Here is a 25,287-nt window from a genome sequence, read left to right as displayed (position 1 = left end):
TGTTGATGTTATTTTAAATTTTAATTTATACATAGTGTATCATGACACCAAAGAAAAACGAACCAGTTACAGGCTCACACCTGGGCTGGTTCGTCAATGAAATGAAGCAGAATTTTTCTATAAAGAAAGAAAAGCTGGTTAGCCTTTCAAGTGAACGGTCAATATACCATTCCGATTCGATGAAACATCACCTGTGGTGACTTCCACCCGATCAACCATATCCTGCCCATCCGGGATAATAATCGGGGTGATGAGCGGATATCCAGCAGCTTCAATGACCTTACGATCAAATTCCAGCAGCGTTTGCCCGGCTCTTACATGCTCCCCTGCTTCGACATGCATGTTGAAGCCCTCGCCCTTCAGCGATACAGTATTGATCCCGACATGGATCAGAATTTGCAGACCACTCGCATGTTCCAGAATGACCGCGTGTTTGCTTTTAATTACATGTGCAACTTGTGCATCAAACGGAGCAACCACCTGATTGCCTGAAGGTTCAATCGCTACCCCTTCACCCATCTGCTTCTCTGCAAAAGCCGGATCAGGCACTTGTTCCAGCGGCACAGCTGTTCCAGTTAATGGAGCCATTACTTCCAGGGTGTTAACGGGTGCATCCCCAACTTGTGCATTTGTGCGAGTCCGCTCAGCTGCCGCTGTATCTGTGTTGGAGAATGCTGTATTTGCAGTGGATGCTGCTGGTGTTGTTTTGCTTACAGAATCAGTCCCGGTATTGTTGCTGCGATCTTGCTTTCTCATCTTCGCTCTGCCGAAAATAACCGTCAGGACAAATGGAACGATCAGCACAATCGCCATCCCGATAAAGAATACTCCCCACTTATTCGGGAATATGGAAAGGAATCCGGGAACTCCACCTACACCGATGGAAGTCGCCTGAACATTATTCATGGTCAACAGAACTCCACCAATAGCCGAACCCACCATACCGAAAATAAATGGATAACGATAACGGATATTCACCCCAAAGATTGCAGGCTCCGTTACGCCGAGGAAAGCCGACACGGAAGAAGTAGCCGCAAGCCCTCTCATCTTCTGTTCGCGCAGCACAAGCATCATCGCAAGCGCCGCAGAACCCTGTGCGATATTGGACAGCGCCAGCATCGGCCACAGGAAGGTACCTCCCTGACTACCAATCAGTTGTACGTCTACCGCCAGGAACGTATGATGCATACCCGTAATAACCAGCAATGCATACAGACCACCATAGATCAGACCACCGAGTGCTGCATAGGATTCATAAATATAAATCAGACCTGATGTAATCGCATTCGCAATGGCGAACGTAACCGGACCAATGATGGTAAACGCGAGAAATCCGGTAATAAGCAATGTTACGGGTGCAACGACAAGCAGCTTGACGGAATCATGCACTCTTTTGTTCAGGAAAATCTCCAGTTTGGCCAGCAGATAAGCCGAAACCAATACCGGCAGCACCTGACCCTGATAACCAATTTTCTCAATGTGCCAGCCGAAGAGATTCCAGGTCGGCACGGTACCTTCATTTACTGCATTGGCATAGCCATAGGCACTCAGCAGATCAGGGTGCACCAGGATCAGTCCAAGCACAATCCCGAGCAGCGGGCTTCCGCCGAATCTTTTTACAGCTGACCAACCAATCAATGCAGGCAGGAATGTAAAGGCTGTACTCGCAATGGTATTAATGATGGATGCGAGGTCCTTCCATGCCGGGTAGACGTCAACCAGTGATTGTTCATCAAAAAAGATGCCTGGCCCTGTCAATATGTTGTTGATTCCGAGCAGAAGACCTGCCGTAATAATGGCAGGCAGGATCGGAATAAAGATATCCGAGAGCGTTTTGATTGCGCGTTGGATCGGATTTTGCTTTTTGCCGGCAGCCGCCTTCACATCATCCTTGGAAGCACGGTCGCCGCCTGTGATCTGGATCATCTCATCATATACCTTATCGACCAGCCCGGGTCCAATAACGACCTGAAACTGTCCTTGGGATGAGAATTGGCCTTTGACCAGATCGTTGCGGTCCAGACCTTCGGTATCCACTTTACTTTCATCATACAAGGCAAACCGGAGTCGTGTAACGCAGTGCGTTGCTGCTTCGATATTCTCTTTTCCACCGACAGCACGTACGATCTCCTCAACCTGTTTTCTATCGATTGCCATATTGTCACTTCCCATTTCAATAATGTGAATTAGTCCTCTTGTGGTACAAGCCACATATAGGATGCGTACGGACGGAGTGAGATGACCTGTTCCAGATCAGGTGACGTCTCCGTATTGCCAATGAGCAATTTAGCCGTTTTTCCGGATACATGATCGTTCCAGACCGCAGCTGGAAATGTAAAGGAAACGTCTTTCTTGCTGAAATTGGACACTACAATCAACGTTTCATTCCCGTTCGTCCGTGCATAGGCGAATACTTCTGGGTGTGCATCATCCAGTCGTTCATACAAACCATCGGTCAACACAGGAACCTGTTTGCGCAGAGCTATGAGCTTGCGGTAGTGATAGTAGATCGAATTCGGATCATCCAATTGCTCAGCCACATGAATCGATGGATATCGTTCATCTACTTTGATCCAAGGTGTGCCCGTTGTAAATCCGGCATTCTTGCTATCATCCCATTGCATCGGTGTACGGGAGTTATCCCGGGAGCGCTCTTTCACAATTGCAAAAGCTTCTTCCGCCGTTTTTCCGCGTTCTTCCTGCAGCAGCCGGTACATATTCGTGGATTCAATATCTCGGAATTCGCTCACGTCGTTCCAGACGGGATTCGGCATTCCAATCTCTTCCCCTTGATACACGTACGGCGTACCCTGCATGCCATGGATCGTTGTTGCCAGCATTTTGGCACTCTCGGCACGGTAGTCTCCATCATCTGCGAAACGAGACAATGCTCGCGGCTGATCATGATTGTTAAGGAAGAGCGCGTTCCAGCCTCCACCAGCCTGCATCCCTGTCTGCCATTCACTGAACAACCGTTTCATCGCTTCAAAATCATAAGGCATCAGTTCCCATTTCTGCCCGTTCGGGTAATCCACTTTCAGATGGTGGAAATTGAATGTCATTGAAAATTCACGGGAAGCTGGGTTCGAGTAGCGGATGCAGTGTTCCAGCGTTGTGGAGGACATCTCTCCAACCGTGACCATGTTATATGGTCCAAACACTTCGTCATACATCTCGGTGACATATTCGTGAACACGTGGTCCGTCAGTATAAAACTTGCGACCGTCACCAGGCCCTTCGCTGCCATCATCATTAGGGAAACGCTGATCCTTGGAGATCAGATTAATGACGTCCATCCGGAAACCGTCGACACCCTTCTCTGCCCAGAACTTGATCATGTCCCGCACAGCCTTGCGAACCTGTTCATTTTCCCAGTTCAGATCAGCCTGTGTCTTGTCAAACAACGTCAGGAAATACTGTCCCGTCTGTTCGTCATACTGCCATGCCGGTCCGCCAAACTTCGACTGCCAGTTGTTCGGTACACCGCCATCCGGAGCCGGATCTTTCCAAATATAATAATCCCGATACGGATTATCCTTGGAAGATCGCGCCTGCTTGAACCATTCATGCTCTGTGGACGAGTGGTTCACCACAATATCAATCATCAGTTTCATGCCACGGTCTTTCAGACCCTTCAGTAATTCATCAAAATCTTCCATCGTGCCGAAGTCCGGATTAATCTCGTAATAGTCCGCTACATCGTACCCATTATCATTCTGCGGAGATACATACACCGGCTGCAGCCACACAATATCGATTCCCAGATGCTGCAAATAGTCCAGCTTCTCGGTCAGCCCCCGAATATCCCCGGTGCCAGAACCCGTGGTGTCATTGAAGCTCTTGGGATATACCTGATACACCGTGGAGGTTTTCCACCACGATGAGGAAGTTGTATCGTTTGAACTCATGTTAACGCCTCCAATAAATTGTATTGCTCATGTTCGATATCTCAGTTAACTACATTTCTATATTACATAAGTAAACATGTATATACAAGTTGAAACTATAATATACCTAGAATATTCCTCTTATACACATTCCCCAATAATGGTTGCTCTGTAACATAAAATAAGCATGATTACGTTTGACAACTCCCTGATACATGTATTGAGGAACTAAAAAAACCGCCTGTCTTCACAGTCATAAGACTGCAAATACAGACGGTTTACATGGGATTGAGGGTTCATTTCGTGTATACTGATTCGGTCGTTATCGTTGACTACAACGTCAGTGATTGGCCAGGTGCCAGTACTTGACCTTCAAGTCCTTTGGCAGCGAGCTGCTGCACAAACTTCTCGGAATCCTGACGGATCACCGGGAACGTGTCATAATGCACAGGAATGGTCAGCTTGGCGTTAAACCACTCTGCAGCTTGCAAAGCATCTTCAGGCCCCATTGTGAAATGCCCGCCAATCGGCAGAAAAGCGACATCGATCTGATGACGATCACCAATCATTTTCATATCGCCGAAAAGGCTCGTGTCTCCGGCATGCAAAATCGTTTTGCCGCCGATGTTAATGATATATCCCGCAGGCAGCCCTGCATACATAATCCGCTGCTCTTCTTCCAGCACAATTCCCGAAGTATGGAAAGCCTGAATCATCTTGGCTTGAGCGAAATCCAAATCCACCGTTCCGCCCATATTCATGCCAATCGTATCGAGCCCTTTCCATGACATGTATGTAGCCAGCTCCACGATTGCTACCACTTTGGCGTGATTCGCCTTGGCAATCGGTTCAGCATCGAGAATATGATCCATATGTGCATGTGTCAGCAAAACGGCATCCGTTTTGATGTCTTCCGGTTTGGTAACGGCCAGCTCATTGCCGCGCAGGAATGGATCAATAATTAATGACTTCTCCTCCGTACCCAATTGCACACTGGAGTGTCCGTGATACGTAATTTTCAACATAGAGTAACCTCCTGACGATTCCGATATGAGCAACCTTATCTGGTTGATTCATGTCAATTATAATGGCATTTACCTATCTCATTATAATTCAAACCCTTGGGGAGAAGCAAAATGCTTCCTTTAGGATTGCATCATGTACACCCTGGCCTCATAAGGCTGCAGCAGAATGGTACCTTCATCCGTTGAATACCGTCTCTTCACATTGCCGATGACCAGCTTGGCCTGATTCTCCGTCCATCCTTCGGGCCAGTGCATTTCAGGTTCATTCCCGCGGAAGTTCAAAATGATGAGCATCTTCTCGTCCCCCAACGTGCGAGTGTAGGCATAGATGTCCGGATCATCTGGCAAGAGCAGCTCATACTCACCATAGATGAGAACTTTGCTCTTTTTTCGGATGGCAATCAGCTTGCGATAATAATGCAAAACGGAACCGGGGTCATTTTCAGCGGCGGCCACATTGATCTCGGTGTAGTTATCATTGACCTGAATCCAGGGCTGACCTTCTGTGAATCCCGCATGCTCTGTATCATCCCATTGCATGGGTGTACGTGCATTATCCCGGCTTTTCTTCCAGATGGCTTCCATAATGTCATTCTTGTCCCGCCCCTGTGCGATATAATGCCTGTAATAATTCATTGTTTCAATGTCACGATACTGGTCAATATTCGGAAAAGCCACATTCGTCATACCGATCTCTTCTCCCTGGTAAATATAAGGTGTTCCCTCCAGGGTAAGCATCCAAGTCGCCAGCATCTGGGCTGAGCGGACCCTGTAACGTCCGTCATCTCCGAACCGGGAAACCGGGCGCGGCTGATCATGATTGCCCATATAGTTCGCATTCCAGCCTCTGCCGTGCAGAACCGTTTGCCAGCGGCTCATGATTTCTTTCAATTCGGTCAGCTTCCACTCCCGGTAGTTCCACTTGCCAATCCCGGAAGATTTGGCATCCACAAACATATGTTCAAACTGGAACACCATGTTCAATTCATTGCGATCTGTACCAATATAAGCAAGTGCCTGCTCTGGGCCAAGTCCTGACGTTTCTCCAACAGTCATAGGACCATAAGGTTTCAGGATCATATCGTTCAACTTGTTCAAAATGGAATGCACCTGTTCCAGGTTGGAAAACAGCTGATATGCCGGTACTACGGGCAGATTGTCAGGATTATGCGCACTCGGCAGCCCTTCTGCCTTGGCAATATGAGCTACCGCATCAAAGCGGAACCCGTCTACCCCTTTTTGCAACCACCAATGCACCATTCCATACATTTCTTCTGCCATCTGTGCGTTGTTCCAATTCAAATCGGGCTGATGTTCCGAGTACAGATGCAGGTAGTATTCATTCGTTTCCGGATCATGCTTCCACACGGATCCGCCAAAATAGGATTCCCAGTTGTTTGGCACCTGACCATTTTTACCTGAGCGCCAAATGTAATAATCCCGCTTGGGATTGACTTTGGAGGAACGGGATTCGGCAAACCAGGCATGCTCATCCGATGTATGATTCAGCACCAGATCCATCATGATTTTGAGGCCTCTGCGGTGAGCCTCTTCCAATAACCGATCGAAATCATCCATCGTGCCGAATTTGCGCATAATGGCATAATAATCGCTTATATCGTAACCATTGTCATATCCGGGAGATTCATAAATGGGACAGATCCAGATCACGTCGATCCCCAGATCCGTCAAGTAATCGAGTTTTTCATAAATGCCTTGCAGATCACCATGACCATCTCCATCCGAATCCTTGAAACTGATCGGATAGATCTGGTATACAACACTTTCTTTCCACCACACGATGTGAATCACCCTGCTTCCGTTGTATTCTATTTCAGGCTGTATATTACGCTTCCTATATCTGCTGTATGAACATGTATGCCTTTTCAATACAGAATAACCCGTTAATATGTTTTATCCGAAATGCAGGTCATATAAACACACCCGTTTCTCGAGGCACGAAAAAAGATCAGAATAAACTTCCGCCTCCGTGGCAGATATCTATTCTGATCTTGTTCCGGTTTGGATGAACAGGCGAAAAGCAGCGTATCCAATCCAGGCGCCTACGGTATTAAGGATAATGTCATCGACGTCAAACGAACCAACACGCGTGACCAGCTGCGTCAACTCAACAGCAAGCAGCAGCAAAGTAACTGTCAGCGTAAATCTCAACCCTGTTCGACATTTGCGAAACAGCCAGGGAATCCATATGCCTAGTGGAATAAACAATACAATGTTACCGAACAGGTTCTTCACCCAGGTTTCCGCATTATACCTGTCCCTTTCCAACAATAAGGGTTTAATCGTCTCCAAGGGGATCAGATTGTATTGATAACGCTCCCCTGAGGTTCTCCCTTGAATAAATAGCAAATTGCCCATAATCAGCATATATGCAATTGCCAAAACGGCAACCAGGAGCAATATCCACGGAGCATGGATACCCTTTCCTTTGTTCATTCTCTGTAATCCTCCGGTCCTTTTTTTTCGCAGAGCGGCTCCTTTATTTTATCGGAATGTAGATCTTCATGTCCAATTGCTCAGGGGTTGATTTCCACACATCGGTCACCTCGAAATCAGGTCCTTCCCTGCGTTCATAATTTGACTGAGGCAGCCAGCTGCCATAAATCATTTTCCGGATATCTTGCCCGGAACCATCGACCGTGAACTCAGCGTAGAAGCCGCCCGGAATCTCAAACGTCGTATATCCCGGCTGAAGCTCCGGCGCATCCGATGAACTTTCCTCTCCAATAAGGAATGTGAACGCTCCATCATCTTCGAATCTACAGGCTATCCCATAAGCCAAATCGGGACGTGTTCGTTCAGGGATATTCATAAATTTCTGCTCTGCGCCAAAATCATGATAAAATCCGGGGATATCCGTATAATGCTGATCTCCATTTAAATTGGTCTGGTACGCATAACCTATAATCTGAATGGCATCCATAGTAACCAGGTGTGGTTTATTCATATAAAATTCTCCTCCCAGCTGTGTTCGATAATCATTAAAATCAATACTCCGCTGCATCTTCGAAGAACACGGCTGTTCATCCAGCCTGCGAAACCGGGCGGGTGTCATTCCCCAGTGAGCCGTGAATGCCCGTGTGAACGCTTCCTGAGATTGATATCCCCAACTCAAGGCAATATTGAGTATGCCATCTGCCGAGTCACGCAAATGGCGTGCAGCTTCAGTCAACCTGCGTTTGCGTACATACTCCAGTACGGTAAATCCGGTGATCGCCTGAAATAAACGCTGGAAATGAAATGCGGAAAAGCCTGCTTTGGCCGACGCTTCTCTAATATCAAATTCATCTTGCAAATGATCTTCGAGATACGTAATGGCAAGCTGTATACGTGTGTAATGATCCATGGCGAATACGTTCCTTTCTTGGTCGGAATATAGATACCATCATTTCTTCTTAATTATCGCTCAGCGGCAGCGTCTTTTTTTGATTTTGCGTGCGAAGATGAGAATACCGTCTTCTACAACAAAAACAGCATGACAAAGTCCCCTTGGATCAAGGGGACTTTGTCTCTTCACTTATTTAAAACCTTATAAATCCCTTATTCATTTTAGCCCTTCCAGTGTCCAGACACCGGATGAATCCCCCAGATGTCGGTCGCATATTCACTTATGGTACGATCACTGGAGAAAATACCGGATTGTGCCGTATTCAGCACGGTTTTGCGTGCCCAGCCTGGTACATCCCGATAAGCCTTATCAATGGCCGCATGCGCATCTGCATAGGCAGCAAAGTCACGCAATACAAAGTATTCATCTCCATGTGCGAGCAGCGAGTCATAGATATCCCAGAACTCTCCTTCTCGGCAGCAGAACGCACCTGGATGAACAAGCTGTTCAACCACTTCGCGAATGCGTTCATCCTGCTGCACAATCTCGTATGGACGATAGCTGCCTGAACGGTAATAATCCAGCACTTCGTCTGCACGCAGACCGAAGATAAACATGTTTTCTTCCCCAACCTGTTCCGCCATCTCCACGTTAGCCCCATCCATCGTACCGATGGTTAATGCACCGTTCATCATAAATTTCATATTTCCCGTACCCGAAGCTTCCTTACCGGCTGTGGAGATCTGTTCACTAACGTCCGCGGCCGGAATAATCTTTTCAGCCAGAGATACCGAATAATTTTCGAGGAAAAATACCTTTAGACGATCACTCACAGCCTTATCCTGATTCACGGTATCTGCCACCGTATTGATCAGCTTGATAATTTTCTTCGCAAAATAGTAACTTGGTGCGGCCTTCGCCCCAAAAATGAACGTACGTGGCACGATATCAAACGACGAATCGTTCTTGAGACGGTTATACAGATGCATGACGTGCAAAATGTTTAGCAGCTGGCGTTTGTAGCCATGCAGCCTTTTCACCTGTACATCAAAAATGGAATCCGGATTAACTGCTGTTCCGGTATGATTCAGGATGTAAGCAGCGAGCCGTTCCTTATTTTCGTGTTTGATGGACCTGAACTGCTCCTGGAAAGAAGCATCATCTGCAAATCCCGTGAGTTCATTCAGCCTGCCCGGCTCGGTAATCCATTCACTTCCTATGGTATCGGTAATCAGGCTGGACAGTTTCGGATTCGCATGCATCAACCAGCGGCGATGGGTTATCCCATTCGTCTTATTATTGAAACGCTCCGGATACAGGGCATAGAATGGTGCCATCTCCCGTTCCTTCAATATTTCAGTATGCAGCGCTGCCACACCATTGACACTATGACTGCCGACTATCGCCAGATGTGCCATACGAACTTGATCGTTTGCAATGATGGCCAGGTGCTGAATCCGATCTTGTTCACCCGGATAACGATCCAGAAGCATGCCGCAGAAGCGTTTGTTAATCTCTTCTATAATCATATAAATGCGAGGTAACAGCCTGCTGATCATAGACACAGGCCACTTCTCCAGCGCCTCGCTAAGCGTTGTATGATTCGTATAGGAAACGGTACGCGTAGTGATGTCCCATGCTTCGTCCCAACCATACCCTTTGATGTCAATGAGGATACGCATTAATTCCGGAATAACCAGCGTAGGATGGGTATCATTAATGTGGAAAGCGACCTTGTCTGGCAATCGGTCATATGGCAGCTCCAGCTTGTTGAATGTCCGCAATGCACTTTGCACACCGGCAGAACACATGAAGTATTGCTGTTTCAAACGAAGCAGTTTGCCCTCGTACTGGGAATCATCCGGATACAGGAACTCGGAAATCGACTCCACGGAGCGACTGTAATCCAGGTAACCGTAATAGTTCGAAGGGGTATCCAGTGATGTTTCCCGTTTCGGTTCAGCACTCCACAGGCGGAGCGTATTCACATGCGGCTGACCATAACCCAAGACAGGAATATCGTAAGGAACTGCAACGACGGATTCGGCATCTTTGGTAACAAAATGATAATGTCCACCCTGTTCATAGGCCTCTACTCTTCCCCAGAACTGAACTTCCACCTTTTTGTCCGGGCGTCGTACTTCCCATTCATTGCCCTTATCGAGCCAGTTGTCCGGCAGCTCTACCTGGTTGCCACCAATGATTTTTTGCTCAAACAATCCGTATTTGTACCGAATGCCGCATCCATGACCGGCGTAGCCGAGTGATGCAAGCGAATCCAGAAAACACGCTGCCAGGCGGCCCAATCCGCCATTACCCAAACCTGCGTCAGATTCCTGTTCCTCTATTTCCTCCAGCGAGAATCCCAGTTCGGCGAGACTGTCGCGGACCAGTTCCAGTTCATTCACATTCAACAGATTGTTACCCAGCAGACGTCCAATCAGGAATTCCAGCGAGAAGTAATAAACCTGTTTATCCTGGCGCTGCTTAAATCCCTGATTCGACGCTGCCCAGTCCTGACCTGCATACTCACGGATCATGCTTCCCAGAACGTGATAGACATCTTCCTTCGTGGCTTCTTCAAGCGGTTTGCCCAATTTGCTGACCAGATTCCGTTGAAAGATACTCTTGAACGTTTCCTTGTTGTCAAACAAAAGCAGGTTCCTCCCGGTGAAATTCTGTAGGATGGTAAGTTTCATACGCTTTACTGCTCGAATGCGGCAAGCGGCCGTTCCGGTTACGAATCGTTCTTTCGATCGCCGTTATCCCTGGATTTTTTTAATCCTTTCAAAAGGTTAAAATCCAGGGATAAATGCGAACGCTCTGCTTCTCCAGAATCGACTTCGTCCCCTTCGCTACTTCTGCCTCCTATCAAGCATTATCGTGCGCGTATTCCACCCTACAGAATTTTTATTTTATTTATAGATGATATCGGTTAACAGCCGGTATTAGATAATAGTGCTCTTTGCTAAGATATACGGGTTCGACGGGTCGCCGATGAGCGTCTGTCCACCGGTCAGTTTAACGTCTTTGTCCAGAATGACATTCTCCAGTACCGCATCTTCACCGATATAACATTTTTGCATAATAATCGAGCCTTTGATTTTGGCTCCCTTGGCTACATGCACGCCCCTGAACAAAATGCTGTTCTCCACTTCGCCGCCCACAATACAGCCGTTTGCAAGCAGTGAGTGTTTCACCTCTGCAGTGTCAAGATATTTGGCAGGTGCCTCATACTTGATCTTGGTCTGAACCGGTTCTTCCTTGAACAGTTGTTCATACAATCCCGTATTCAACAATTCCATACTGTTGCGATAGTAGCTGTCAATTGAATTGATCACGGCGTGATAACCATCATAAGCGTAGGCCGCAATGTTCAATCCATCCGGATTTTTCTGGATGACATCACGGAAGAAATTACTCTCGCCATGATCTATGCAGCGCTGCACCTGGCGAAGGAACAACTTTTTTTCCATGATGAAAATTTCTGTATATATATTCGGGTGATCGGCGCTTTGGTGAATGTCCACCACGTTACCGTTCCCGTCATGTTCAACTTTGACACAGGCGTCGTGCTCAGGAAGAAGTTGGTCCACTCTTTTGCAAACCAGAGTCACGTCTGCTCCCTTGCTTACATGATATCTGTAGACATCCTGCAGATCCGCTTTGGTCACATGCCGACTGCCCGCATGAACCACGTATTCCCCCGCCCCGCGGTGGAAGAAATCTAGATTGTTATGAAAATGCTGCAAATCCCCCTGCGACGTATCGGTCGGATCATTCCAGTCCGGCGGCAAGATAAACATGCCTCCATGCTTGCGATCCAGATCCCAGGGCTTGCCGTCACTCAGGTGATCCATCAGCGAACGGTATTTGCGGCGGACAAAAACACCAATACTCTCTATGCCCGCATTCATCATGTTGGATAATACAAAATCAATCAGACGGTAACGCCCAGCATAAGGCACCGCGGCTCCGCAGCGAAAGTACGTCAATTCCTTCAATTCCTCTAGTTCCTGATCAAGGTTAATAACACCGATTAATGGTTTCATCGCATGCACCGTCCTTTGGGCTCAGATTAGACTTTGGTTGTCATTCCCTGTTGAAGCTGTCGTTCCAATTCCTCCTGGTCAACAAGCAATACGTCACTTTCATCCTCCGGAGCAGGAGATAAATAAACTCCATCTGGAATGACCAGCCCTTCGGCAATGATGGCGTTGTGAATGCGGACGTTTTGCCCAATCTTTACCCGAGGCATTACAACTGAATCAATTACGGAACTATGCTCTCCGACCTCCACCCCGTAGAACAATACGGAATGATTGACCTCACCATGAACAACGCTGCCCTCACTAATAATGCAGTTCCGCACCTTGGCGGCAGGCGAAATATACTGAGCGGGCTGATTCGGATTACGGGTATATATGCGCCAATCCGGATCATTCAGGTTGAGCGGTGTATCCTCATCCAGCAGATCCATGTTGGATTCCCACAGACTGCGGATGGTGCCTACGTCTTTCCAGTACCCTTCAAAAGGGTAGGCGTATAAGGATTTTTCATTTTCAAGCAATAAGGGAATGATGTCTTTGCCAAAATCGTATGAGGTGGATGCCTGCTGTTCGTCCTGGATCAGGAAGCGTTTCAATACATCCCACTTGAAGAGATAGATACCCATGGAAGCAAGTGTGCTTTTGGGTTCAGGAGGCTTTTCTTCGAATTCGTAGATGCGGTAGTCATCGTGGGTATTGAGCAGCCCGAACCTGCTGGCTTCTTCCAGCGGTACGTCAATGACCGATATGGTGCAATCTGCATCTTTTTCTTTGTGATACTGGAGCATCTTTTCGTAATCCATTTTGTAGATGTGATCCCCAGATAGAATAAGCACGTGTTCTGGATCGAATTGTTCAATAAAGTTCAAATTGCGGTGGATCGCATCCGCCGTGCCACGGTACCAGCTGCTCCCGTCTTCACGCTCATGTGGAGGAAGTACATAAACTCCGCCATTTTTGCGATCCAGATCCCAATCACTGCCGATGCCAATATATGAATGGAGTACCAGAGGTTCATACTGTGTGAGCACACCGACAGTGTCGATGCCCGAATTGGAGCAGTTGCTTAGAGGAAAATCAATGATCCGGTAAGTCCCGCCAAAGTATACAGCCGGCTTAGCCAATGATTTGGTCAACCCTTTTAACCTTTTGCCTTGCCCTCCTGCGAGCAGCATCGCTACAACTTCTTTTTTTGCCATCATTACAGCCTCCTCCACGCGCATTCGTTCTAGTTCATTTCAGAGCCCATAATCTTGTATTCTGTTGTGTGGACGCTGTTGTTATGATTAGGAGCATGCTGTACAGACAAACCTTGTAATTGGTATGAAATCTCACACGAGATTGCAACTGAACATCATTCATTGTCATGTCTGAGTAGGTTGATCATTGCAGAGAGTAGCCGTGACTTGCCGTGCAGAGGTGATTGGTGGATTCGAAATTAAGATGTACCCCGTGAAAAATGCAATGCACAATCCCTAATTAACATTAAACACGAAACGGGCTGAGGAATCTTGCTGGAAACGTAAGACAAAAGTTTAGGTCCGAAATCACTCCTTTCCGATGCTCTTCTGTGATTAGATTATTGTATTCGCTATACAGGAATCAAAATCCTTTTGCTTCTGTACGAATGATTAAAATGGAAAAGTAAGTGATGTCTAAGTGTCATGACAAGACAAAAAGCCGGGACTTCTCCCGGCTCATTATGCCTGCTTTGCATGATTTATTTGCTGCCTCCCCTCCCTGCTTCATCCTGGCATGTCTACCATTTATACAATTTTCCGAAAAAGCTCAACCACTTCTTCTTTGGAAGGCTGATATGGGTTCCCTGGGGCACAGGCATCCTTCATTGCATTATCCGCAAGCAGTTCAAGATCAGGATCCGTCACACCCAGTTCAGACAACTTCTCTGGAATGCCCACTTCCCTGGAAAGCTGGCGAATGGCATCAATGACATATGTGGAACATTCCTCATCACTCTTGCCCTTCACATTCATGCCTATGGCTTTGGCGATATGGCGGAATTTGCCGGGCACATGCTTCGCGTTCATCTCCTCCACATAAGGAAGCAGCATGGCGTTACATACACCATGCGGCAGATCATACACTCCCCCGAGTTGATGTGCCATGGCATGCACGTAACCCAAACCGGCATTATTAAAGGCGATACCACCCAAGAAGCAGGCATAGGTCATATGCTCCCGTGCTTCGAGGTCACTTCCGTCTCTGACGGCTCTCGGCAGGTATTCAAAGATCAGTTCAACCGCTGCTGCTGCTGTTGCGCTGGTCACTGTAAATCCACCAGGGGTAACCATTGCTTCCACCGCATGAGTCAAAGCATCCATACCTGTAGCTGCCGTAAGGCTTGCTGGCTTGCTCAGCATCAATTCCGGATCATTCACGGACAGGGAGACCAGACTGTTTCGATCTACCATTACCATTTTCACCTTTCGTTCCTCATCTGTAATCACGTAGTTAATGGTCACCTCACTCGATGTACCTGCTGTAGTGTTAAATGCTATAAGCGGCACAGACTTATGATGGGATTGATGTAATCCTTCGTAGTCCCGAATATGTCCACCATTGGTAGCTACGATACCAATCCCTTTGGCTGCGTCCTGGGGCGAGCCTCCCCCTATAGATATAATGGCGTCACAGCCATGTTCCTGAAATATTTTCAGACCCTCATGCACATTTTGACACGTTGGATTGGGCTGTACTTCATCATATACGACATAGTCTAGCCCTGACTTTCTTAATATAGACAATACCTGTTCCGCTACACCAGAAGAGATCAGCTGTCGATCACTTACAACTAGCGCTTTGCAAAAATCCATGTCCTGAATCATCCTGCCTGCTTCCTGTAAACATCCTCGACCCATCAAGTTCACGGGCGGAACATAATAAGCATGTGTTGCCATCTGAACCAGCCTCCTGTAACCCCTGATTTACTATCTTCATTGTAACTGAATCCGTTTTCAGATATAGTGAAATTAATCACAATTAGCCTGAGAAATGTTACAAATCCACATTTTTTACACACATCTTTACCGTGTTCATCCCATTAAATCTATACGAAAAACGGCCCTGAAACCTTTGGTTTCAAAGCCGCTTCATTTTCACTTGCCCAGTCAGTGTACGATTCAGCCATTCTCGATAGCCAGGTAATTGGTTCAATAAAGACCCAATTTACAACGCTTTATCGTCTACCCCATCCAGCCAGGCTTCAATATCTCCGATCACGGATGAGACACAACCGTCCTCGAAGGGAGAGTTCAGTCCTGCCAGTTCAACCAATCCTGTGAAAGAGAGACTTCCTCCCGCCTTGCACAAGGTCAGATAATCGGCCCATGCAGACTTCATATCCTCGTTACTGCGTTTCCAGAACTGGAATGCACAGATCTGTGCCAGCGTGTAGTCGATGTAATAGAACGGCGAGGAGAAAATGTGTCCCTGCTTGTGCCAGAATCCACCCTGCTCCAGATAGGCATTATCCTTATAATTGATGTGTGGCAGATACGTTTTCTCGATGTTGCGCCAAGCCTGTTTGCGCTCAGCCGGTGTTGCATCCGGGTTGGCATAAACAAAGTGCTGGAATTCATCCACGGCAACACCGTAAGGAATAAAGAGCAATCCTGAAGACAGGTGATCAAACTTGTATTTGTCCGTATCTTCCTTGAAGAACAATTCCATCCACGGCCATGTGAAGAACTCCATGCTCATGGAATGAATCTCTGCCGATTCATAAGTCGGCCAGTTGTATTCCGGCACTTCAAAGTGACGGCTCTCATAAACCTGGAACGCGTGTCCCGCTTCGTGTGTCAGGACATCGATATCCCCTGAAGTACCATTGAAGTTCGAGAAAATAAACGGCACTTTATAATCATTTAGGAAGGTGCAATAGCCTCCACCCTGCTTGCCTTTTTTGCTCACCAAATCCATCAGTTCGTTATCCGTCATCATCTGGAAGAACGTATCCGTCTCCGGTGACAATTCAGCGTACATTTTTTTACCATTTTCAATAATCCAGTCCGGATCACCTTTCGGTGTCGGGTTACCTGTCTTGAAGCTGAAACCCTGGTCATAATAATAAAGGGTGTCCACATCAATCCGGCTGCGCTGACGCTCTCTGAGCTTTGTTGCAACGGGCACGATATAATCCCGAACCTGTGCTCTGAAATTAGACACCATCTCTGCGTTATAATCCGTACGGTTCATGCGGTCATAGCCCAGTTCTACATACGACGGATAGCCTAATTTTTTCGCAATTTGAGTACGCACTTTCACCAGTTCATCGTAAATGCGATCAAATTCCGCTTCATGCTCGGCCATGAATGTATATCTTGCTTCTGAAGCGCGCTCACGCATTGAACGGTCCGTGGACAATTCGAACGGGTGCAGCTGCGGCAATGTACGTTCTTCACCTTCAAACGGAATTTTGGCCGAAGCAATCAGCTGGTTGTACTCCGTGGAAAGTTTGTTCTCTTTTTGAAGGTCTTCGATAATTTCCGGGCTAAATGTTTTCAGGGACTGCTCCGCTAGTTGGAACAGCTGTGTTCCCCATTTTTGCTCCAGTTCAGCACGAAATTTGGAGTTAACCAGTGCCCGATAATAATCGGTGATGTATTCTTGAATGATTGGGGAGCTTTCATCGAGAAATTCGTTTTCTGCTTTGTAAAACGTATCATTGGTATCAATGGAATGACGGATATAGACCAATTGCGCCATGGTCTCAAAATCACTGCGCAGGGCGTTAATTTGATCCATAAATCCGCTCTGCTCTTCAACCGTAGCTGCTGCTTCAAACCCTTTCAGAAGCTCATGGAATGATGTTTTGATTTTTTCCAGATCGGGACGTGTATACGTATATTCACTAAATTTCATTTATGTACACCCTTTCCTCTTAGGCATATTTCGGGAAATATCCCGAGTCGGACTAATCCCTATTATACAAAAGAGCAGCCTAAAAATCCCATCTTTACGAAAAATATTTGTCCATCGGTCAAATTGCACAACACGTTTCGTTATATATATTACGTACAAATGTCAGGTAATTCTCAACCAGAAGCTCTGGCAAATGGTCCTCATAAATAAAAATAAACAAATAAGCCCGCCTCGCATGATCGCGAAGCAAGCTTATAGGCTTGTCTCCCATTTCCTGTTAATTAGCTCTTGTCTTTGTCCATAATCCGATAGAACCAGCCCATTCCGACCATGCCCACGACCATTACGGCCACCATAATAATGATGTATGTCATGAATGTAACCCCCCTGCTCCCGAGTATTCAACACACTACTACCAGTTTACACGTTGAAACGCCTTTTGAATTGTCCGAACATTGACAAAAATACGACATCTTTAATTTTAATCAAAAAATAGTATTCCACATCCACCGTATCCCCATCCATATGTTCAAAACAGAGATTTACCTTCCGCACGTTGGCGCGGGTTCGGTGAATAACTCTTAGGTCATACCATCCATTATGCTACGAACCACATGTTACCAGCTCAACGTTTCATCCGCGATATTTCCGGTGTATACTATAATTCTATGATTGGATATGGACTATTTACATAGAAAGGTTGAAATCAATGTCGACTCGTAATCCAATACGTCATCTAATTCTTACAATTATGCTAAGCCTTATGCTGGTTATTCTATCTGCTTGTGCGGATGGGGAAGCCCATCTCACGGTCAATATGGATGGCTCAACAGATCTGGATCTAAATCTCGGCGTAGCTGAATCAGCACTCGGAAAGATTGGACAGGACAATCTAATGACCCTGCTGGAAGATGCCCTGAAACGGAACAACTTCCAGGCTGAGGTGGTTGATGAGGGTGAACGGAAGCAGCTCTCGGCAACAACGCATTATGAGAAAAGCAGCACCGCCACAAGCTTCGATATGTCCCAGTTACCTGCGGGAATCCAAGTGGAACAGTCAACTGAATCAGGCTTCTTCACTTCCAAACTCCATATTAAGGCAACTGCTGACCTGATGGAATCCATGCCGGATGGAGAGATTAAAGACCAGATCAACAAGGTTCCGAGTTTCCTCAAAAAGCTGCTGCTAAAAGACGTGAACTTCGATTTCAAATTGAGTCTGCCGATCAAGGCAGAAGATTCCAACGCAGATCTGGTTGAAGATCAGGGGAAGACACTAACCTGGCACGTTTCCCCCCTCAATCCGAATACACTGGATTTGACGGTACAGGTTCCCAACATTCGGAACATTATCATTACAGCGGTCATCGCTTTAATTGTCATTGCTGCACTGCTCATCTGGTTTTTTGTCCGTCGCAAACGGACAAGACACCTCCGCAAGGGATAACTTCATCCGGCAAATGTTAATACTGGACTATAATTGGATGTTTGGCTTGCCAAACCGTGTTATGGATAGTAGAATACATCCGTACTGTGAGAACGGTTAAATTCATTTTGGAATAGCTAAAGAGGTGACAGGTTTCATGAATATCCGGGAATGCCCACTGCCTGGTATCGGAGTCAAGTACCAGTTTGATACAAAAAGCGGCAACCAACTGGTTATTATTGTACACGAAGATGGACGCCGCGAATTGTTCTCTGTTGATCCAAGTGATCAGGAAGAACTTACGTTGATTGCGGAACTTGAAGATGACGAATGCGTAACGCTCTCCGGGTTAATCGGAGGATGGTCCTGATCCCTTTCGGTTCACGGACTTGTATTTAAACCAAAAAACCTGACCCATACCCGGGTCAGGTTTTTTGACTATCATTCATCCTAATCAACATTGTCATTGCTTCCTGTTTCGCATTAACGATGAGCCCGGATGTATGGAACCCACGTACGCAGCACTCGAGTAATTTCAGATGAGCTGAACGGTTTACTTATAAAGTCCTGCATTCCGCATTGGAGACAGGCCTCACGGTCACTAGCACCCGCAAATGCCGTTATCGCCGCGATGACCGGAATCTCGGGATGCGTCTGTCTTATTTTGCAGGTTGCTTCGATGCCGTCCATAATAGGCATCTTAATATCCATGAAGACGATATCGTAGGATTCCCTTTCCAATGCACGTACCGCTTCATCTCCATTTTCGACAATATCACACACACCGCCGTGCTTACGAAGCAATTCTTCCATCAGGTGGCTGTTCACTGGCTGATCCTCGGCAATTAAAATCCGGATGTTGGCTGCAAGCTGGGATTGATCGTCATATCCATCTGTTTCTTCTGAACCTTCCACTACATCACCGGATTCGTCCTGCCACTTTTCAAGCAGAAGAGTGAAATGAAACTCTGCTCCCTTGCCCATTTCACTCTGCACTCCAATGGCTCCGCCCATCAGTTCAACCAGCTTCTTGCTGATCGCAAGTCCAAGCCCGGTTCCTCCGTATTTACGATTAATGGCCGGATCCAGTTGGGAGAACGATTGAAACAATTGATGCTGTTTGTCCATGGGGATGCCTATGCCCGTATCTTTTACGACGAAAGAAAGGTTCAGTTTGTTCGGATCGCCATCTTCGGCGACACTGGCATCCACACGAATCTGAATACTGCCTTTCTCCGTAAATTTGACCGCATTGCCCACCAGGTTAATCAGAATCTGACGAATTCGGGTTTCATCCCCTCTCACACGTTCAGGAATCCGATTAGACATCTCACAATATAGCTCTATATTTTTCTCCGCAGCTTTTAAGGCAAAAAGTTCAACAACATTCGCGAGCATCTCCTGGATATCCACTGCTTCGCGTGACAGATCCATTTTACCCGCCTCTATTTTGCTGAAATCGAGTATTTCATTGAGAATGTGGAGCAGAGACTCCCCGCTATCGATAATAATTTCGGCGAATCCGGATTGTTCTGCATCGAGTTCTGTTTCCTTTAACAGATGCGCCATGCCCATAATCCCGTTCAGCGGTGTGCGAAGCTCATGACTCATAATCGCAAGAAATTCCGATTTGGCACGGTCGGCCTGTTCGGCTGCTTCCTTGGCACGAATGATGTCCTTCACCGACGTCATATCGCGGAACACCAGCACACCTCCGCGGGTATTCCCTTGGTCCATAATCGGTTTCAGCTGAAACTCTGCGAGGAAGCTGGAGCCGTCCTGTCTCCAGAAAACAGACTCCGTTCGCGGCAGGCTTCGACCTTCACGAACAGCCTTTACAATGGGGGTTTCATTCAAGGGATAGGGTATTGCCTCGCTTTGCATCTGCAGGATGATATGCTCAAAGTGCCTGCCATTCATTTCGCTGGGACAAAAACCCACCATCTCAGATGCAGCCGGATTGGCAAATATTAACCTTCCATTCTGATCCAGTCCAATAACTCCTTCAGACATCGCATTCAGGATCAAGGCGCGTTCGTAGCTTAAATTCTCGATCTCTTCCACATACCTCTTTGATTCCGTGATATCACTTGTAATTCCATATACACCAACGACCCGATCCTCAAGGATAATGGGAACATTAATAACTCGGGTTTCAATTCGGCGTCCGTCTTGGTGAATCAACCCAATTTCGTAACTTTGGGCATCTCCTTTGACGGATTCTTCAAAATGATATCGGGTCTTGGCCAAATCCACCGGATCAATCAGATGATCAAAGGATTGACTAAGCAGCTCCTCCTTCGAATGTCCTGTCAGAAGTTCCTGGCTAACGTTCGCTTTCAGCAAGTTCCCTTCCAGATCAAGCGAAGCTACGCCCAATGGATTACAGTCAAAGAGTGATTGGTACTCCTGCAGACTCTGCTGCTGCTTTTTGCTAGCCGTCATATCCCGGGTCACTGCAATCATCTCCTGCAGGTTGCCTTTCTTATCGTAGACATAGTGGGATATGGTGTCTGCCCAAACAACAGAACCATCCTTGTGCAGCAACCGATAGCTAATACGATCTGGAGCCAGACCTTGTATCTGACCTGCAACATAAGCCTCAACGAGTGGAATATCCGCCGGATGAATACAGAACAAGCCCGATTGGCCGATCATTTCTTCAGGCTCATATCCCAGCATGCTCTGGCAGGCTGGCGAAACATACTTGAAGGTCCGCTCTGAATCAGCACAATGTATGGCAATCAGATCCAGGGAAGACTCTGTGAGCAGCCGAGAGATCCGATTACTCTCCTCCAGCTGTTTACGCTGTTCGATCAAGCGCTGCTCCGCTTCCTTTTGATTCGTTATGTCCGCTGCCTGAACAAGCAGATACAGGGGATCACCGCTCGCCTCATCCCTTACGATACAGGCTCTTACGGCGGACCATAGAAGTGAACCGTCCTTGTGCTTCAGCCGAACCTCCGTTTCATACATTTGGCTTATTCCGTTCGTCATATCCCAAAACTTCGATCGAAGTTCCTCTATTTCCAGGTCATCATCATGGATCATATGTACAATCGGAGAGTCAATCAACTCATCTTCCTTAAAGCCCAGCATTTCGCAAAACGCCGGATTAAGCTGAAGCCAATGTCCGTTTACATGTGAAGCAACAGCAATGCCGATGGGTGCATATTTGTACAATTGTTCAAACAGAGAGCGGTTCTCTGTAATTGGATTCGACACCACTTATCCTCCTTTTTAAATTCAACATATTCCGTAATTAACAGGCTGAGCTGTACATAACTTCATCTATAGAGTAGTACCCCGAATGGGATGATAATTAAACGATATCCTATGAATCTTTTGCATGAATCGACATTTTATTTCGAAGTTTCATCCCTACTGCATGGCAGGCAAACTCATCCGGTTATTTGTCGTCATTTATATCCTTAAGATACTCGTGGTCAACCATTTGCACAAGCCTGTATATCCAACGAAACGGAGGTTGTAATGTATGATCATCGTCGCCAATCAACCGCTTGATTTAGTACCTACCCACTGGTCTTCCTTTGAATGGCACTGGTTGCAGCAGCTGCAGAACAGACCCACCCTATATTCCTATCAGTCCATGGATCACCTTCAATTTGAATGGAAACTTCGGGCCTCCCTGGTTGAAGCGGCTGAGGGGCTGGATGCCAGCGGCGTCAGCTTTGCTTCATTTGAAAAATCCCGGTGTAATCCCGCATACTGGAATCTCAATAATGAAGGAGGTTTCGAGCTTAAACCGAATGTAACTCCGGCAGATGGAATCCGGGATATTTGGAAGAATGGTTCCTTGTATGCATTTGAATGCGCAACCGCTACAGTCATTGTACTTTATGGAGGCGTGCTCGGCAGTATCCGTGAAGAGGCCTTCAATTCACTCTTTCGCAACTTGCTGCTCTATGATTGGCATTATGACAGTGACCTTCGCCTAACCGAGAAAAACGGCAGCCATACCGCACTTCCCGGAGATGTGCTCTATTTTAAAAACCCGGATGTCTCTTCCGAGACACCAGAATGGCAGGGGGAAAACACCATCATGCTCCGTGAAGATCTGTATTACGGTCATGGGATAGGCATTGCCTCAGGAGGACAGATCATTCGTACACTGAATCAATTCCGCACGCCAGGCAGCAGAGTTACGGCCTACTTAATGGACAACGTCATTTATCCCGATTTTTATTATCTGTCCCGCTTTGCCGAAAATAGTGATATAAACATACCCGCAGGTTCTACGCCTGTTTTGCCCGGACAGTTATATGTGCGTGTTGGCGGCAGCCGGTATTTGCGAACATGATGTGGATCGCATGGGAACGTGAGAGAAATGCGTTTCATATTCTGCCATAGCATAAAAAGAGCCCGATGAAATAACAGATCCTCTGCTTTTTCATTGGGCTTCTTCTTTTTGGAAAATATAATGCTATTCGTGCGGGTCCAACTGGACAACAACTTGTTTACCACTCACTTGGACACCAGTTGTCTTACTGCCGTATTCAGATAGTGACTTGCATAACTGCTCAGCCCATTCCTTACCGGCGGTACCTTCTTTGCTTCCGTGCACCTGTATGACCAGTTTAACCGAGTCACCTTTTTTCAAGATGCGTTCTGCCTGAGATTGTTTCGTGTCCCGGTCATGATCTTCCATCTGCAGGTTAAGACGAATTTCCTTTACTTTGCGTTTATCTGGGGATTTGCCGGTTTTTTTCTTCTCCTGCTGCACTTCCTGTTTGGCTGCTCCGGCACTGATTAGTTTGCAGGGCGGCGGACTTGTCATCAGAGACAGGCATACCAGATCAACTTTATGCTGTTTGGCAAGAGCCAGTGCCTCTTTCGTAGACATAATGCCCAGATCCTCGCCGTTCAGGCCGGTCAGCTGGATTTCGGATGCTTTAATCTTTTCATTTTTAATCATGGTGAATTTCTCCTTTACAGCAAAAGCCTGTCCTGACCTATGACAGATCAGAGCAGGCTTGGATAAGATAAACGCTGCATTCAACTACGAGATCTTAAATTACAGGTTGTTGAATGCTTCGGTCAGAACCGGCACAATTTGCGATTTACGAGACACGACGCCTTTCAGCAGTGCTCTGCTATCGGAAAGAGTTACGTTATATGCTTTTTCGACTGCTTTGGTTGACTCACCGTAAGCCAGCGCGACGGAATCATTGTTCAGGATGTCAGTTACGACAAATACGAACAGATCCAGACCTTTACTTGAAATAATCGCTTCAATTGCCGCTTCAAGTTCAGGTTGTTTCACAAGTACATCATTGACGTCAACGGCGTTCACTTGTGCAATTTCCACTTTTGCTTGACCCATAGCGAATTCTTTCGCATCCAGGGAGATCAGTTCGGCAATTGTTTTTTGGCTCAGGTCCGCGCCAGCTTTCAGCATTTCCAGACCGTAGCTGTCTGCATCCACACCTGCGATGGCAGCCAGCTCACGTGCTGCTGCTACATCCTGCTCTGTGCAAGTCGGGGATTTGAACAACAGGGAATCGGAAATGATCGCGGACAACATCAGACCTGCAATCGGTGCGCTGACTTCCACGCCATTTTCTTTGTACATTTTATTCAAAATGGTTGCTGTACAACCTACAGGTTCTGCACGGAAATACAGTGGCTGGCTTGTTTCAAAGTTGGCAATACGGTGGTGGTCAATAACTTCAGCCACAGTCACTTCTTCAATATCGCTTACACTTTGCTGACGCTCATTGTGGTCAACCAGGATGACCTTGTTAACTTCATTCGCAGCAGTTTTAATCAGACGTGGTGCTTCAACCTTGAAATGATCCAGTGCAAACTGAGTCTCACCGTTCACTTCACCAAGACGAACAGCTTCAACGTCCTGACCCAATTTGGTTTTGAGATCTGCATAAGCAATTGCAGAACAGATTGTATCCGTGTCGGGATTTTTGTGACCGAAGATTAACGCTTTTTCCATATTTATAGCCCTCCGTCAATTCTGATTTATACAGAATGGGAAAATCAACGTTACACAGACCACTTCGACGTCAGAACTACCTTCGGATCACTGTTATCGCCCGATTTTTCAATCCCTTTTTGTAAGGAAAAATCCGGTGATAAAGGTGAACGCTAGGCTTCTTCAGGTTTTTATCTGCCCTCTCCGTTATCGTGTAACTCTCTCCTCATTCGGTATAGAAAAATATAATTAGACATATTTTAATTCATACCCTTACTGATTATAGCGTCTATAAGACTTACTTCCAATCCCTTTACAGCGAATTAAGTGAAAATCGTTCTCAAATCCACCTCTTCACACTGCGTTTTAGAAGGAAGCACTTCCTATTTGGAAGCCGTTTGAGCAACATTCGCAATCAGGTGACTCTCCAGCTTCTCCCCTTCACACAGTGCCTGTACCAACGCTCGGCCTGATTCGGGTGTCATTTTGCCATACCAATCCCCTTGAGGATATACGATCGTTACACAAGCATCATCGCACCGTCCATTACAACGTGTTCGTGTCGTATGAATAAATCCACCGGCCTGCTGCTTGATAATTTCGTCCCGCACGGCCTGAGTAACTTCCTCGCCTTCGTTACGCATGCAGGTACCGCCGTTGCAGAGCAAGATGTGATGCTGAAGTTGATCCAGATTATAAATAGCCAAAACTCGGTTCATTCCC

The 25,287-nt window shown here is 46.7% G+C and carries 18 protein-coding genes; 3 read left to right on the top strand and 15 right to left on the bottom strand.

The window, feature by feature from the left end:
* Window positions 1-138 precede the first annotated feature (138 nt).
* From treP to HP552_RS15080, 11 genes are all read right to left on the bottom strand, one after another.
* A complete protein-coding gene (gene treP / locus HP552_RS15130) occupies window positions 139-2,157 on the bottom strand; it encodes a PTS system trehalose-specific EIIBC component (protein ID WP_175396254.1) in 2,019 nt (672 codons plus the stop codon).
* A 29-nt stretch (window positions 2,158-2,186) separates the two neighbouring features.
* The gene (treC, locus tag HP552_RS15125; protein WP_175396253.1) at window positions 2,187-3,908 is read right to left on the bottom strand and encodes an alpha,alpha-phosphotrehalase; all 1,722 of its coding nucleotides are present in this window, start codon (window positions 3,906-3,908) and stop codon (window positions 2,187-2,189) included.
* A 311-nt stretch (window positions 3,909-4,219) separates the two neighbouring features.
* Window positions 4,220-4,912: a metal-dependent hydrolase gene (locus HP552_RS15120; protein WP_175396252.1), complete on the bottom strand. Its 693-nt coding sequence runs from the start codon at window positions 4,910-4,912 to the stop codon at window positions 4,220-4,222.
* A gap of 120 nt (window positions 4,913-5,032) precedes the next feature.
* On the bottom strand, window positions 5,033-6,721 hold the full coding sequence (locus tag HP552_RS15115) for a glycoside hydrolase family 13 protein (RefSeq protein WP_175396405.1): 1,689 nt from the start codon (window positions 6,719-6,721) through the stop codon (window positions 5,033-5,035).
* A gap of 192 nt (window positions 6,722-6,913) precedes the next feature.
* On the bottom strand, window positions 6,914-7,369 hold the full coding sequence (locus HP552_RS15110; RefSeq protein WP_175396251.1) for a VanZ family protein: 456 nt from the start codon (window positions 7,367-7,369) through the stop codon (window positions 6,914-6,916).
* Window positions 7,370-7,412: 43 nt separating this feature from the next.
* The gene (locus tag HP552_RS15105; RefSeq protein ID WP_175396250.1) at window positions 7,413-8,279 is read right to left on the bottom strand and encodes an effector binding domain-containing protein; all 867 of its coding nucleotides are present in this window, start codon (window positions 8,277-8,279) and stop codon (window positions 7,413-7,415) included.
* A 203-nt stretch (window positions 8,280-8,482) separates the two neighbouring features.
* Window positions 8,483-10,915 (bottom strand): glycogen/starch/alpha-glucan phosphorylase, encoded by a 2,433-nt coding sequence (locus tag HP552_RS15100; RefSeq protein ID WP_175396249.1) that lies wholly within the window; start codon window positions 10,913-10,915, stop codon window positions 8,483-8,485.
* Between the two features lie 294 nt (window positions 10,916-11,209).
* Complete coding sequence (gene glgD / locus HP552_RS15095) at window positions 11,210-12,313, bottom strand: glucose-1-phosphate adenylyltransferase subunit GlgD (protein WP_175396248.1); 1,104 nt, start codon at window positions 12,311-12,313, stop codon at window positions 11,210-11,212.
* 26 nt (window positions 12,314-12,339) lie between these two features.
* The gene (locus HP552_RS15090) at window positions 12,340-13,509 is read right to left on the bottom strand and encodes a glucose-1-phosphate adenylyltransferase (protein ID WP_281366049.1); all 1,170 of its coding nucleotides are present in this window, start codon (window positions 13,507-13,509) and stop codon (window positions 12,340-12,342) included.
* A 567-nt stretch (window positions 13,510-14,076) separates the two neighbouring features.
* Window positions 14,077-15,228, bottom strand: a complete 1,152-nt coding sequence (locus HP552_RS15085; RefSeq protein ID WP_175396246.1) for an iron-containing alcohol dehydrogenase — start codon at window positions 15,226-15,228, stop codon at window positions 14,077-14,079.
* Between the two features lie 268 nt (window positions 15,229-15,496).
* Window positions 15,497-17,191, bottom strand: a complete 1,695-nt coding sequence (locus tag HP552_RS15080; RefSeq protein WP_175396245.1) for a M3 family oligoendopeptidase — start codon at window positions 17,189-17,191, stop codon at window positions 15,497-15,499.
* A 709-nt stretch (window positions 17,192-17,900) separates the two neighbouring features.
* Here HP552_RS15080 and HP552_RS15075 point away from each other — a divergent pair.
* Together HP552_RS15075 and HP552_RS15070 are read left to right on the top strand one after the other, a co-directional pair.
* Window positions 17,901-18,638: a hypothetical protein gene (locus tag HP552_RS15075; RefSeq protein WP_175396244.1), complete on the top strand. Its 738-nt coding sequence runs from the start codon at window positions 17,901-17,903 to the stop codon at window positions 18,636-18,638.
* A 136-nt stretch (window positions 18,639-18,774) separates the two neighbouring features.
* Complete coding sequence (locus HP552_RS15070; protein ID WP_175396243.1) at window positions 18,775-18,987, top strand: cation:proton antiporter regulatory subunit; 213 nt, start codon at window positions 18,775-18,777, stop codon at window positions 18,985-18,987.
* A 113-nt stretch (window positions 18,988-19,100) separates the two neighbouring features.
* Here HP552_RS15070 and HP552_RS15065 read toward each other — a convergent pair whose 3' ends face one another.
* Window positions 19,101-21,842, bottom strand: a complete 2,742-nt coding sequence (locus HP552_RS15065; protein ID WP_175396242.1) for a PAS domain-containing hybrid sensor histidine kinase/response regulator — start codon at window positions 21,840-21,842, stop codon at window positions 19,101-19,103.
* Between the two features lie 271 nt (window positions 21,843-22,113).
* On the opposite strand from HP552_RS15065, the gene tgl reads away from it, so the two are divergent.
* Window positions 22,114-22,938, top strand: coding sequence for a spore coat transglutaminase TGL (gene tgl / locus HP552_RS15060; RefSeq protein WP_175396241.1), 825 nt, complete (start codon window positions 22,114-22,116; stop codon window positions 22,936-22,938).
* A gap of 123 nt (window positions 22,939-23,061) precedes the next feature.
* Here the strand turns inward: tgl and infC are convergent, their stop codons facing one another.
* The 3 genes from infC to HP552_RS15045 form a co-directional block, all read right to left on the bottom strand.
* A complete protein-coding gene (gene infC, locus HP552_RS15055) occupies window positions 23,062-23,553 on the bottom strand; it encodes a translation initiation factor IF-3 (RefSeq protein ID WP_175396240.1) in 492 nt (163 codons plus the stop codon).
* A 99-nt stretch (window positions 23,554-23,652) separates the two neighbouring features.
* Window positions 23,653-24,585, bottom strand: coding sequence for a manganese-dependent inorganic pyrophosphatase (locus HP552_RS15050; protein WP_175396239.1), 933 nt, complete (start codon window positions 24,583-24,585; stop codon window positions 23,653-23,655).
* A 362-nt stretch (window positions 24,586-24,947) separates the two neighbouring features.
* A complete protein-coding gene (locus tag HP552_RS15045) occupies window positions 24,948-25,271 on the bottom strand; it encodes a (2Fe-2S) ferredoxin domain-containing protein (protein WP_175396238.1) in 324 nt (107 codons plus the stop codon).
* Between the last annotated feature and the right edge of the window lie 16 nt (window positions 25,272-25,287).

The sequence above is a fragment of the Paenibacillus xylanilyticus genome (assembly GCF_013359935.1).
GTDB classification, from domain to species: domain Bacteria; phylum Bacillota; class Bacilli; order Paenibacillales; family Paenibacillaceae; genus Paenibacillus; species Paenibacillus xylanilyticus.
This window is presented reverse-complemented; position numbering and strand designations above follow the sequence as displayed.

Bases quoted from the DNA above. Each gene is read 5' to 3' on its own strand.
- treP (WP_175396254.1), bottom strand. From the start codon at position 2,157: ATGGCAATCGATAGAAAACAGGTTGAGGAGATCGTACGTGCTGTCGGT.
- treC (WP_175396253.1), bottom strand. From the start codon at position 3,908: ATGAGTTCAAACGATACAACTTCCTCATCGTGGTGGAAAACCTCCACG.
- HP552_RS15120 (WP_175396252.1), bottom strand. From the start codon at position 4,912: ATGTTGAAAATTACGTATCACGGACACTCCAGTGTGCAATTGGGTACG.
- HP552_RS15110 (WP_175396251.1), bottom strand. From the start codon at position 7,369: ATGAACAAAGGAAAGGGTATCCATGCTCCGTGGATATTGCTCCTGGTT.
- HP552_RS15105 (WP_175396250.1), bottom strand. From the start codon at position 8,279: ATGGATCATTACACACGTATACAGCTTGCCATTACGTATCTCGAAGAT.
- glgD (WP_175396248.1), bottom strand. From the start codon at position 12,313: ATGAAACCATTAATCGGTGTTATTAACCTTGATCAGGAACTAGAGGAA.
- HP552_RS15090 (WP_281366049.1), bottom strand. From the start codon at position 13,509: ATGGCAAAAAAAGAAGTTGTAGCGATGCTGCTCGCAGGAGGGCAAGGC.
- HP552_RS15085 (WP_175396246.1), bottom strand. From the start codon at position 15,228: ATGGCAACACATGCTTATTATGTTCCGCCCGTGAACTTGATGGGTCGA.
- HP552_RS15080 (WP_175396245.1), bottom strand. From the start codon at position 17,191: ATGAAATTTAGTGAATATACGTATACACGTCCCGATCTGGAAAAAATC.
- HP552_RS15075 (WP_175396244.1), top strand. From the start codon at position 17,901: ATGTCGACTCGTAATCCAATACGTCATCTAATTCTTACAATTATGCTA.
- HP552_RS15070 (WP_175396243.1), top strand. From the start codon at position 18,775: ATGAATATCCGGGAATGCCCACTGCCTGGTATCGGAGTCAAGTACCAG.
- tgl (WP_175396241.1), top strand. From the start codon at position 22,114: ATGATCATCGTCGCCAATCAACCGCTTGATTTAGTACCTACCCACTGG.
- infC (WP_175396240.1), bottom strand. From the start codon at position 23,553: ATGATTAAAAATGAAAAGATTAAAGCATCCGAAATCCAGCTGACCGGC.
- HP552_RS15050 (WP_175396239.1), bottom strand. From the start codon at position 24,585: ATGGAAAAAGCGTTAATCTTCGGTCACAAAAATCCCGACACGGATACA.